Annotated in this window: 4 protein-coding genes; all 4 read right to left on the reverse strand. The window is 56.6% G+C overall.

All coding sequences use genetic code 11. The features are described from left to right. Positions 1 to 7 precede the first annotated feature (7 nt). Positions 8 to 2,506: a BREX-1 system phosphatase PglZ type A gene (gene pglZ / locus I6E58_RS09525; protein WP_197132640.1), complete on the reverse strand. Its 2,499-nt coding sequence runs from the start codon at positions 2,504 to 2,506 to the stop codon at positions 8 to 10. Beyond that, complete coding sequence (pglX, locus tag I6E58_RS09530; protein WP_197132643.1) at positions 2,503 to 5,919, reverse strand: BREX-1 system adenine-specific DNA-methyltransferase PglX; 3,417 nt, start codon at positions 5,917 to 5,919, stop codon at positions 2,503 to 2,505. Before pglX (I6E58_RS09530) ends, pglZ begins: the two co-directional genes overlap by 4 nt. 104 nt (positions 5,920 to 6,023) lie before the next feature. Continuing rightward, positions 6,024 to 9,509: a BREX-1 system adenine-specific DNA-methyltransferase PglX gene (gene pglX, locus I6E58_RS09535; RefSeq protein ID WP_197132646.1), complete on the reverse strand. Its 3,486-nt coding sequence runs from the start codon at positions 9,507 to 9,509 to the stop codon at positions 6,024 to 6,026. Positions 9,510 to 9,521: 12 nt separating this feature from the next. Then, positions 9,522 to 13,037, reverse strand: coding sequence for a BREX system P-loop protein BrxC (gene brxC, locus I6E58_RS09540; RefSeq protein WP_197132648.1), 3,516 nt, complete (start codon positions 13,035 to 13,037; stop codon positions 9,522 to 9,524). Position 13,038: the final 1 nt, after the last annotated feature.

Raw genomic sequence — 13,038 nt, forward strand, 5'->3', positions numbered from 1 at the left:
GATTCTCCTAGAAGTCAAAGTCTGTGGTGAAGGAACGCTTGAGCGTGTAAGGCACGCTCTTGTACTTTTTCCACTCGCCGGTTTCACCGATTGGCTCTGATAGGCGGAACTCCACGCTGTGATTATTCGCCGCATCAGCTTCCTTACTGAGCAGCAGACGAACGCTCTGGAACCGGTCACGACCTTCGGTACTTTCGGCATCGAACAGCAGCTCGGATTCGTTAGAGATCAGCTGCTCGCCGAAGTACAGGCCCGCGCGAAGCTTCCTCGCCGTGCGCTGATCGGTGACCGCGCTTTGCTGGTAGAGCTTGACTACTATCTGGCCGGTGGTGATCTTGTCGGACTCCGGGTGAATGTCCACATTGACCAATTCGACGGTGTCCGATCGGCCCTTGTTGATCGAGATGACAGGCACCACAATCTCCTGCAAAGACGCACCCCCGTGGACGAACTGGAACCCTGCTCCAGGCTTGACGATCCGACAAATCGAATTCGGGATCTGCACTTCCAGATCGCTCGATAGCCCAACTTGCTCGGGCGTGAACAATCGAAATGCATTGTTTTGTTTCAACCCTCGGCCGAGGACATACCGACGATTCTCGACCACGAGTTTGTCCCCTTGCGGCTTCACTGTCAGGTTAAACTGCGGCGCCAGCCGCGACTCTTGGTACAGGAAGCCGTGGTCTGCGGTAACGAAAATGTTAGTCGCGTTCGCGCTCGCTAGCTTCTTGACGATGTCAATGATTTCGTCGATCGCATCAGATGCTGCCTTAAACGTACGATGCTCCGAAACCGCTTTGTCGCCAGTCGCGTCGATGGTGTCGTGATAGACGTACAACACCTGATTCGCTGCATACAGGTCGCGCCGCTCTGCGGGCTTCATCTTGAGGAAGCCTGTTGCCTGAATCGCTGTACCGCCAACGGCCGCGAGGATCTTGGAACGGTTTGCCGTTCCGTTCGAGAGCAGGCCGTCGGCGAGCACCGGGTCGCCATCCTCGGAATGCGCAAGGGTCCTGTGCGGGAGCAGCGCTGCCATTCCTAGCTGCGTATAGCTAGGAAGCACACCGAGCGTGGCCTCGATCTTCGCGTCATACTTGTTCTCACCGCGGATCTTGGATGTGAGTTCTTCGGCTACCTCGTAACGCAGAGCGTCGGAAATAATGACGACAGCCTTCTTGCGCCCTCCATGCAGGAGAGGCGCGATGTAGTGGTCGTAAAAGGAGCTTTGCGAAGTGATCGCGGGAGTCTTCCACTTCTCGACGTGGTCTACCTGCTGCTGCCAGCTGACGCCAAGTTTGGAGAGGAAGTCGGTTACATAGGCGTTCTCAACCAGTTCGTTCAGTGCTTCCAACGGCTGCGTGAACTCGGCGGTTTGTGACGCAAGAGTGTATTGACGATAGAGCTGGTCAATTCGGAAAAGATCATCGCGATAGTGGATCAGGCCGTCGTCGAAGCCCGACAGATCGAGTCTGGCCGAGCGAATCGCAGGCAGGAGTTCCGCTGCTGCACCAAGCGCTGAATAAAGAATGGAGTAGTCCCCAAACCAGACGCTGTCACGACGACGTGTGCGGATCATCTCAGCGACGTCACGAGAGGCGAGTGTTTGAGACCGGATGCCTTCGATCAGGTGCCGGATGATCTCCTGCTCGCCCGCGTCGAAGATGTCGTTGCGTGCGAGCTCAGAGAGCGAGGCGCCATTAGCCTGCTCGGCGAAGTCAAGGTCGATCTCCGCCTTGCGAGCGAGCTTCTTGAGAGCATCTGCGCTGCGCATCGAGTCGCGAAAGCTGCGGAAGTCAATCTCAACGTTTCGAGCCGCGCTTGAACTCGTGGCTTCGAATCCGTCGCGGGCTTGCTTGAACATCCACAGCACGAACCCAGCCACGCTTGGTGACTCAGACTCATAGCCGTAAATTGCGGCGGCGCCGTCCCAGTAGAAGTCGGCGAGACCTTGCGTGACGAGCGACTGATAGCCAGAGTTATCACTGGCGGCGTGCTGGACTAGAAGTGTGCGCGTCAGCTCGGAGAAGCTGTGTTCCTTCTGCCCAAGCGCGACCGCACACATTTTGGCTTTAACCGTGGGTAGGTCATTTTGCGGGCTTAGCAGAGCTTTGAACTTCGCAACCAGCTTGATTTCGCCAAAGAACCCTGAGTGCTCAGCAATTAGTACATCCGTTCCAGGCGCGGTGAGACCGAGGTCGGTTTGCATGAGCGCACTACGGTCAGCGGTGAATACGCCATGCGCGAGTTCCAAATCAAGTAGCCAGTTCTCCGTTCCTTCAGGCACAGAACCATTCCTATACAGCAGAAACTTCGTGCCGGGCTCGTCGCGCAGCACACGATGCTTGATCCCGAACTCATCGTTCTCAACTCGAAGCACCGTGACACCGGTCGGTGCCTGAGTCTCGACCGCGGTGGCGTAGCTTCCATCGGGGTCGCGCCACACAACGAGTCGATGCTGTTCGAAGCGAGACACGAGGTGGTCGTGAATCGGATCAGTTTTGCTCACTCTGCCACCTCCAGACCGGCGATCTTCTTCACAGCCGGATAAAACTTGGGATAGTTCACCTTCACGCCGTCATCTAGGTCAATCGCGATCTGCTGGGTCGCCAGCGGGTACAGCACGTCGTGCTCATAGTCGCGAAGCTCCGCGAGCACCTTTCGCAATCGGTCGGATTCCTTTTGATCCGTCGCAGACCCTGCGGCCGCAGCCTGCTCGGCGGTAGTGAGCGCGACCTCCAACTTTGCGCGGTACTCCCGCAGGTACTCATTTAGCACCGTCGAGACCGTCGACGGACTGTAGCGGTGCATGTAGATCAGCGCATTGAACGAGCCCTTGGGCGAGGAGAACATCCAGTAAATTGGGCGCTTCTTGTATCGCTGCACATGGTCTTCATAGAACTCCGACTTTCCGGACTTCGTGATGAAGTAGTCGCGCAACGTCTTCACGCCCAACGATTCCTCTACAAAGCGTAGGTTCTCCTCGAAGTGCTGCACACCAAACGCAGCACGCAGGAACTGACGGATGCGCTCGACTATATCGTCCTCGAACCAGCCATCATCCACAAACGGGATCACGTTATCGGCATCGGGAAGATACGTCGGCGACGGTACCGATTCCAAATAGTCCTGAAGCGTCGCACCCTGGTCAGCAACGATCAACCCGGGTTCATCGAGGCTGTAGCGGCCGAACATACAACCGATCGCGTAAGAAACGAAATCAAGAACATGCCGAGTGCGGGTTGCGCCCCTCACAGAAAGTTCGGAATCATCGTTGTCACGCAGCGGCGACGCAACGTGCCCGAAGGTTAGCGTCAAGATTACATCGTTGGCTAATTCGAGTTCTCGCATGTCCTCGTTCCTGGCACTCACGCGATTATCTACTATCGAGATCGCTTCTTCTAGCCGTTCCGCACCCGGAATGAGTAGCGGCAGTCGACCGAACGAAGCGCTGATTTCTAGCTCGTTCCACGCATCACGAGCCGAATCCACAAGCGTCGCAACATTCGAGCCTAAGGAGTGTTCGTCGACGAACTTCTCAGGCAGCGGAAGAGCCATAATGTCGCCGACCAAATAGTTGATCGTCGGCGCGACCGCCTCCAAGTACTCGGCGGCGAATCGCGAGTTCAGGTAACCGAGAACGGGATAGGTCCGCGACTCATCATCTAAGAAGATGAAGAGTGCCGCATTGTTCGCGACCTCGTCAGTTTCCAGAATCCGGAACGAAGCGCGCGTTGTTGAAACAGACGACCACGTAATGCCTGCGAGTTCCCAAAATTCAGCAGCTGGAATACGAGCAATCCTATCCTTCCGATAGTGGGTCCTTGCCGCTGCCGACCATTCAACTACGGTGTCGACATTCCCGAACCAGCGGCGAAACCCTCCACCTTTGGGATGTAGCCGCCAGTGCGCCCGCGCTCCGATATCACGTCGGTTCACTTCCCAGTGCTTACGCAAGAAGCGGGAATTGTCGCCGGTCTTGACCGCCCCTTCCGACCTAGCATGATCTCCGACGGTTCCCAGCGAGAACGCGTTGACGGCTCCTTTCTGAAGCCAGTAGGCGTAGATCCCTCCCGGGATTTGTCCAAGCGCCTTAGGATCAACACTAAATCTGTGCGGATGATGGGTGTCTCTGGAGGCTTCGAGCAAAACCGTTGCCTTGGCTGCCTCATCACGAGCTTCGACAAGCCGAACGTAGGCCCCCTTCGACGTAGCGTTCGACGCGTTTAAGACTACGAACGCCGACGTGGCGACCACCTCACCACTAATACTGTCAAACGCTCCGGCGCCAAGGTGAGCCATAGACAACAGCGTCTTGGTTCGTTGGAGACTGCTACGGAGGGCCACGTAGGACCCAAGGAACATCCAACTTTCCATGGTGATCATGCCGATAATACTGCCGCGCATGCCCAGCTCGAAGCTCCTCTCGATAAACATTGCATAGAGGTTCGCCTTTGAGCTCGGATACTCCTTTTTGGCCACGTCGCTGAGCAACTCGCTCATGTTGCCAGAGCTCATGTATGGCGGGTTCGCCACCACAACCGCGTACCTCGCTGCCAGGAATTGGGCTTGGCGCACGAGACCACTCGCACGTTCGATCACGGTCCTACTGAGCAGATCGAGACGGTCGTCAACTGTCTCCAAATGACTCGCAAACTTAGAAGTATCCCCAGGCTGCGGCCGGATCAGCGAACCGAGCGTGTCTGCGTGTTCGAATTCGTTCCAGAAGGCCTCCTCCTCGTGGCGATCGCCCTTTGGAGTGACGAGGAAGTCAAGTTCGTCGGGCGCAAACACGATCGGCTCGATCACACAGATTTTCGGTGCGGCATCCTTGCTAAAGAATCGGCGGTCCTTCGCGCGCGCCTTCATCGTGAGCGCGAACGCGGCGAGCGATCCGGCGCGAGGGTCGATCTCGGTGCCGTGGAGATTATGGTTGAGGATCAGACTGGGGATCCCCGAAGGCTCATAACCTTGTTCCTCATAGATCGAATATAAGAGGTCAAACGCATACGTGAGCATGTGGCCCGAGCCACAAGCTGGGTCGATCACAGTCAGCTCTTCTGGGCCAGAAATCCTTAGAAAGTCAGTCTCCTCGTCGACCGGTGCGATGTAGTAGTCCATCTGGTCCAGGAGACGAGACGCTGGGTTGTTGAGCATCCACAGCCGACCGACCGAGTTTTCGACGAGGTAGCGGACGATCCAGTGCGGGGTGAAAAGTTGGGTTGCCGCCGGGATCTCCTCGGCACCGGCCTTCTTGTTCTTCTTGAACCCGGCGAAAACCTCATCTTTTCGCTCTGAAATGTAGAACTGGTAGACCCAACCGATCACCTCGACGTCGTCACAGACGTCTTCCGTGAGCACCTCTCGCGCACGCGACAGGATCGCGCCGTCGGCCAGCAGGCCCGTGGGCACGAGAAGTTCGGTGAAGTCCCCCTCGGCTTCGAACATGAACGGCATTGACTTGTGCCAGTACCGGCAGTATTCAGTCAGCAGCAACGCATACGCTTCGCCCTCAGCATCAGTGCTGCGGCGGGTACCATCAAGCAATCCAATGATCTCCGCTGCGGTGTTCTTGTTCGTCACCACGTCAGTGACGAGGTTGCCGCGCTTTGCATCGGCGAGAATCTCTGGCTGGCCATGCGACTGACCTTGTGCGGGCGAGACGACGCCGGCATCGGTGTAGCCGCGAGCATCCATAAACCGCAGCGCGATGATGCGGTTGAACCACGTGTAGGCGACCTTGTCGATCACATACGGTCGGCCGTGCGCGACAATCTCCTCTTCGAGCCTCCTCACCACATGTCCACGCTCGCTGCGAGCAACGGATCCGGGCGCAAGAACGGCGGTTGCCTGCGCGTCGACTGCGGCGATGAGGTCACGGCGCGCTTGCGTCGCGAAACGCTCTAAGGGTTTGGTGTCCATGTCGTAGCCGTCCTAGAGCGTGATTCGCTTGTTGTCGTCGAGTATCTCCGGATAGACGGTGTTCGCGAACTGAGAGGCTAAGTCGTGAATCGAATCCATCTTGCTCACTCTGCCGTCTCCAGGCCCGCGATCTTCTTCAACGCCGGATAGAATTTAGGGTAATTCACCTTCACACCGTCATCGAGATCGATCACGATCTGCTGAGTTGCCAACGGGTACAGCACGTCGTGCTCATAGTCGCGAAGCTCCGCGAGCACCTTGCGCAGTCGGTCGGTTTCTTTCTGATCCTTTGCAGAACCCGCGGACGCAGCCTGCTCGGCATTGGTGAGCGCGACTTCCAGTTTGGCTCGGTATTCACGAAGATACTCATTGAGAACCGTCGATACCGTCGACGCCGAGTACCGGTGCATGTAGATCAACGCGTTAAACGATCCATTGGGGGATGAGAACATCCAGTAAATCGGGCGCTTCTTGTACCGCTGCACGTGGTCATCGTAGAACTTCGACTTGCCCGCATTCGTGACGAAGTAGTCGCGTAGCGTATTCACGCCTAGGGAATCCTCTACAAAACGCAGGTTTTCCTCAAAGTTATCCCGGCCGAATGCGGCCTGCAAGAACTGACGAAAGCGCTCTACGATGTCATCTTGGAACCAGCCGTCATCCACAAAAGGGATCACGTTGTCGGCATCCGGAGCAAACGTCGGCGAAGGCACCTTCGCGAAATAGTCGTGAAGAGTGCTGCCTTGGTCGGCGAGGATCAAACCAACCTCGTCAAGGCTGTATCGTCCGAATAAGCATCCGACAGCGTAGGACACTATTTCCGCGGCAAGATCAGCACGCTCCAATCTCGAATACTCATCTGGTGATTTCTCGGGACCGTATCGGAATTGAACATTGCGCGCGAGCGACACTCGACTCAAAGCTACATCGCAAGCAACAACCTCTGCCACATCGTATTTAGCGGCAATCAGTTCATTGTTTTTCGTTTCCAAGTCTTGCAGGCGCGCTGAAGCCTCGGCCCATCGAGCTGAGAAGTGCGAATATCGATCTGCGATGGAACTGCCCTCAACCGCCATAATTGAAGGGGATTCAAAATCCCATGAAGTTTCGAAATCATTCCAGTCCTGCCGGCTCAGATTCACCGCTTGACTCGCGATTTCTCCAGCTTGAGTGTCCGTCAACGGGATTACCGGGAGCTGCGCAATCTGCCCAACCTCGTAGTTGAGTGTGGGCGCAATCGCTTTCAACATTTCGAGCGCCACCGACGAATTTGCGAACGCCGCCAAGTCGTTTCGGAGGCCAGAATCGGGGGTGAAGATCGACGTACCTGCAACGTCGTACGCGAACCCAGCCGGGTATATCCGAAAAGCTGGGGGACCGGAACTCACCTTGGACCACGACAACGATGTTTGAAAATACGTCTGAGGACTACGAATTACCGATTTGGGGCGCATAGAATACAGCTCCTTACCATCGCATTCCCAGTTCAGGACGTGTTCGTGGTTGCCCCACCACTTTCTGTACTCGCCGCCCTTGTTATAAGGGAACCAGCGTGCTCCGGACGCCTTGGCTTCATTTCGATCAGCACATCCGAACGCGGTCCGTTCTGCGCTGACTTCCCACCACGAACGAAGGAATCGGTCATTGTCAGCGGTTGCAAGCCCTTGACGTGGCTCAGCATCCGCCCTGAGAGGTCGTCCCTTTGTGAAGGCAGCCCGCATCGCGTCAGAGAGCCAATAAGCGATCGGCGATCCGGGTATGCCCATGAGGTTACTCTGCACCACAACGAAACTTTGAAACGATGAGTTGTGGAATAGCGCCTCGATTTTTTCATTGGAGCGCACTTTAACGTGTTCATCAAAGAGTTTGCGATAGATACCACGGCGTCCCGCGTTCGGCACGACATTTTCGACGACGAATCCAACAGACCCGAAATCTGATCCGAAGACTCCGCGGCCGAAATGCAGAAGAGTGTCCAGCGAGCTAGATCTCAGGAGCCAACTTCGAAGCTCTACGAACCCCGAGAGCGACATCCACGAGGGTAAGTTGATCATTCCCCACCAGCCAGAAGAACAGGTAAAAGCGCTCGCTCGCATCATGAACATCGTCATAAGATCGCCTTTGGCGGCTGGATACCTCTCTTTTGCAAACGTAGCCAGCTGAGCATTCATATTCTTACTGCCCATGTACGGCGGGTTCGCGACAACCACCGAATAGGTCTGGCTGAGAACGTCTGCTTGTGTTAGCACCTTCTGAGCATCTTCTAGGGTCCGAACGTGGAGAATATCTCCGCCAGCGGCGAGCTGATCAAAGACCAATCTGGCACGAGCGGTTTCCGACGCGTCTGACTGGATCAAGGCCCCCAACGTATCCGCGTGCTCAAACTGGCTCCAAAATACTTCTTCGGCGCGCCGGTCGTTGCCCATAGCGACAAGAAAGTTCAGTTCATCCTGACCGAACGCGATGGGCTCGATCACTTGAATTTTCGGCGTTAAATTCTTGCTGAAGAACCGGCGGTCTTGCGCGCGTGCTTTCATCGTCAGTGCAAAGGCGGCGAGTGATCCGGCACGAGGGTCGATCTCGGTGCCGTGGAGGTTGTGGTTGAGGATCAGGCTGGGGATTTTTGAGGGTGCGTAACCTTGCTCTTCGTAGATCGCGTAGAGCAGGTCAAAAGCATATGTGAGCATGTGGCCCGAGCCGCAAGCAGGATCGATCACAGTCAGTTCTTCAGGCTCGTTGATCTTAAGGAAGTCGGTCCCTTCGTCCACAGACGGGATATAATAGTCCATCTGGTCTACGAGCTGAGACGCCGGACGGTTCAGCATCCAGAGTCGACCGAGTGAATTTTCGACGAGGTAACGAACGATCCAGTGCGGGGTGAAGAGCTGCGTGGCCGCCGGGATCTCGTCGGCACCGGCCTTCTCATTCCTTTTGAATCCGGCAAAGACCTCGTCTTTCCGTTCCGATATGTAAAACTGGTAGAGCCAGCCGATCACCTCGACGTCTTCACAGACTTCTTCCGTGAGCACCTCGCGCGCGCGCGACAGGATCGCACCGTCGGCCAGCAGGCCCGTCGGTACGAGCAATTCGGTGAAGTCACCCTCGCGTTCGAACATGAACGGCATCGACTTGTGCCAGTACCGACAGTATTCAGTGAGCAATAGCGCATACGCCTCCCCCTCAGCATCAGTGCTGCGGCGGGTTCCATCGAGCAATCCGATGATCGCCTCTGCGGTGTTCTTATTGATCATCACGTCGGTGTCGAGGTTGCCGCGCTTAGCATCGGCGAGAATCTCTGGCTGACCATGCGACTGACCTTGCGCAGGCGAGACCACGCCGGCATCGGTGTAACCGCGAGCATCCATGAACCGCAGCGCGATGATGCGGTTGAACCACGTGTAGGCGACCTTGTCAATCACATGCGCTCTGCCATGCGCGGCGATCTCCTCTTCGAGTCGTTTAACCACATGGGCACGCTCGCTACGAGCGACGGATCCGTGGCTCAGCACCGCAGTGGCCTGAGCGTCAACGGTGGCGATGAGGTCACGGCGCGCTTGCGTAGCGAAGCGCTCCAGAGGTTTGGTGTGCATGTCGTAGCCGTCCTAGAGCGTGATTCGCTTGTTGTCGTTAATGGTCACCAGCAAAGTGGTGCGGAGCTGGTCAAGATAGCGATCAACGTCGGCCTCGGTTCCGAGCACCTGCCCGGCTCCCGGCAAAGAGAGTTTCTTGATCGAGATGGTCTGTTTGGTTGGGGCGGGCGGTGGCGTGGATTCGAGATCCGTGTCAATGTCCGGCGACGTTGGCTCCGTGGTTGCGACCGGTCGTGCTGCGTCCAACTCGTCGAGTATCTCCGGATAGATGGTGTCCGCGAACTGAGAGGCGAGACTCTTTATCGCGGGGATCTGCGTCTCGTGCCGAACTCGGTCGAGCACCGCCTGAGCTTTGCGGGTCACCGACTGTTGCGCTGTTTCGGTCGCGTCGCTGTATGCCTTGCTGGCGGGCACTTGCTCCCACCGCGCATTGATCTCGACCTCCGCTGCCGCGCGCTGCGCATCGATCACTTCGCCGAGTTGTTGCTCGACGTTGTTGATGGCGGCGCCGAGCCCGAAGGTCTTGCTACCTCGGAATATTTGCGGGTCTTCAAGCGCCGCCTCAACATCATCCGCCCCGTTGCCAGGCAGATAAGCCAGGTTGGACCGGTTCGCCTGCATGAATGCCGCGGCGCCGTCGTAGATGGCACGCTGTGCGCCATTGAGGAACGCTTTGATCGGGTCGATCGTGTTGTCCTTAGCGTCAAGCAGATCGTCGGCGCCGGTGAAGTTGGTAACGAACCAATCGTCTTTGTGGTCGCACAATTCGGTGAGCGCCCGAATCGGTTCGTCGAGCTGATCGACGAACGGATACCGTGTGCCAGTCCGCAGCGCCTTCAACTCGGCAAGTTTCGCCCCAAGGTGTTCCTTTCCCACCCGGGCGAGTTCAAGCGGATCCTTGGAGATCGCACCGTCGTCAGTGAGCTCAATGACGAACTTTCGAAACGCGCCCACGATCTTAGAATCGAACACCCGCTGAGGCGCTATGACCATGTTCGCGTGGCTTTGAGTATTGCGCAGCGCCGAAGTGATCTCAGTGCGCGCCAGCACCTTGCCATTGAGTTGAATCTCAATCTTCGATACACCCGCAAGGTAGCCAACGACCGCGGCAACTGACCACAGGTCCCAGCCATACGGCTTCATCGTGTACTTCTCGACGAGATGCTTCATCGTGACCTGCACGTGGCGCTTTCCACTCATCTCCAGATGAGCAAGAACATCATCAGCGGGTACATCGAGGATGCTGGCGGACTCCTCGAACAGCCCGCCCTCGGGAGGGTTCACGAAGGTCGAGAGCTGCTGCTCGCCGAAAGTTTTACCACCCAACAAAGTGAGGTTGGTGTAGGTCGCGGCGATGACCTTCTGGAAGCCATCGTTGATCCGCGTGACCGCATCGGTCGAGTTCACATCGAGAACGCCAGCATTGTGGACCAGCGTTGACTGGCCGACTGCAGCCCGGAGACGCTCGACGATCTCCTTCTCCCGCTCCGCATTTTGGGTCCCCCGAGTCTGCAGGATGGCCTGCTCGATTGAGGTGCGACTTGAGCCTTGGGCGCGCTTGACGTATTTCTCTGTCTTCAGCAGCAAACGCAGGTCGGCGAGGATGCGTTCAGCCTCGGCGGGGAGTACAACACGCAGCTCATCAAGCCCGGCGCTATGGGCCTTGATCTGGTCCAGGGTGAACTCGGTCTCGGGACTGGTGAAGTGCAGGGAGAGTTCGTACTGCTTACTCATCGCCTGCCCGTCGAGCTTAAACCCGACCGGAAAGTTCTGGTCATTCTTGCTATACACGACCTTTGTCGTCTTGATGACAGAGCCTGTGAGAAGGTCGGAAAGTTTCTTGGAGACTTCAGAATTGTCAATATCGACATTCTTGATTTCCTGCTCGATTTTCTGCTCTTCGTTAGTCAGATAGTCATAGGTGTCACCGTTGCGCTGAATGTAAGTCTGTGCTTCTAACGCGGCGAGGGCTTCGTTGACGTCCTTGCCCAGTCGGGCGAGGTCGGCGCCAAAACGGTCATACACAAGCACGGCGAGGTTTCGCGGTGTGGCCTTGAAGGTGTCCACGTATTTGACGAGGAAAAGAGCTTTGAGCAGACGCACCGCGAGCGGTGGCAGCGATGAGCTGCGTTCCGCATCAATGATTGCGCGGTGACTCGCCGCCTTCAGCGAGGCACGAATACCTTCGAACATCTGATCGAACGACGCAAGCTGGCCGAGCGGCTGATCGACGAGATTGGTCGCGACCTGCTGCACAACTCCGAGCATCGAGCGCTCCCCAACCGAGCTGTTTCTCCCCTCAAAGATGTTGTGATCGCTGATGCCCTCGATCGCCGATTGGAACAGGGGAAACTGGTAGCTCACGAATGGGTACGTGCCCACGAAGTGGGTCTCGTCCCGGTAGTTCGGGTAGTGTCGCCCCTCGACGAAGTCAAAGAGTGTCTTGAAGTTCGCGTGCTCAGCCGCATAGATCGCCGAAATATCGGCTACTGAAGTCTCCGTTTTGTCGAGAAGACGTTTGCGAATCACCTCTTCGACGTCCTGACTGGTGAGCTTTAGCCGGTTATTAAAACGAGCCTGAATTTTGGAAAAGTCATTAGCCTGTGACTTGGTACGGTCACCACCGATCTTTTCCATGTCTTCCTGCGAAGTAACCACAATCCACGCCCGCCCATGGCACTTAGTGGCAAGAGACTCGGCAATAGTCTGAAGGTTCAGCATTAGTTGGCTGTTAGCACCGATAAACTGACCGACCTCGTCCACGAAGAAGTTCAGCCGAAACCCGTCGGGCTGCTGGTCGAGCCAACCAGCGACTTCATCAGCAAAGTCTTCGATCGAGACCGAGTAGTTGGTGCTGTACTGGCGGATGATGCCAGGGCTCTCCGATCCGTTGACCTCGGTAAAGGCATCGTCAATGTGCTTTGCTTCTAGAGCAGCCTGCTCGCGTCCCCGCTTCCACGGGACACCGGCGATCCGCTCGAACGCGCTCTTGAAAGCGTCGTATTGGCCACGGGTGTCCAGATCCCGCTCAAACCGTGCAATGTGGCCTTGGTTGCCGTAGTAGCCGCGGGACTCGTCAAAGATCTTCACAAACACCTTGAGAAGCGCGTCGTTTTGATCTTTCGAGATCAGGGTGGCTTTCTGGTCGATGTTGAAAAGTAGGCTCTTCGCAGCGATGCGGTCAGCCTTTTCGATCAGCGCAGGAAGGAAGGCACCGTCGGCCTTACCGCGGAAATTTTCAGATACCTTAGCGCGTGGATAGTCGTGACCGTCGATGTCACCGAGCAGATGCGCGAGCATCTTCAGCAGGTGCGACTTACCGGAACCGAAGAAGCCCGAGACCCAGACGCCGTTGGCGTTCGAATAGTTCGTGTATGCCTCCAACACGTGTTCGAGCCCCTTGGCCGCCTCATTGGTAAGGACGTACTCTTCGACTTCCGTCGCGAGCTGCGAGCTGTCATCAGCTTTGATGACGCCTTCAATTGGCCGACTGATCGGCTTGGCAAAGATTTCGTTTATTTGTGTCATC

This window comes from Salinibacterium sp. SWN1162, from assembly GCF_015864675.1.
In the GTDB taxonomy this organism is placed as follows: Bacteria; Actinomycetota; Actinomycetes; order Actinomycetales; family Microbacteriaceae; genus Rhodoglobus.

Excerpts from the sequence above, each read along its gene's own strand:
- pglX (WP_197132643.1), bottom strand. The coding sequence starts at position 5,919 with ATGGACACCAAACCCTTAGAGCGTTTCGCGACGCAAGCGCGCCGTGAC.
- pglX (WP_197132646.1), bottom strand. The coding sequence starts at position 9,509 with ATGCACACCAAACCTCTGGAGCGCTTCGCTACGCAAGCGCGCCGTGAC.
- brxC (WP_197132648.1), bottom strand. The coding sequence starts at position 13,037 with ATGACACAAATAAACGAAATCTTTGCCAAGCCGATCAGTCGGCCAATT.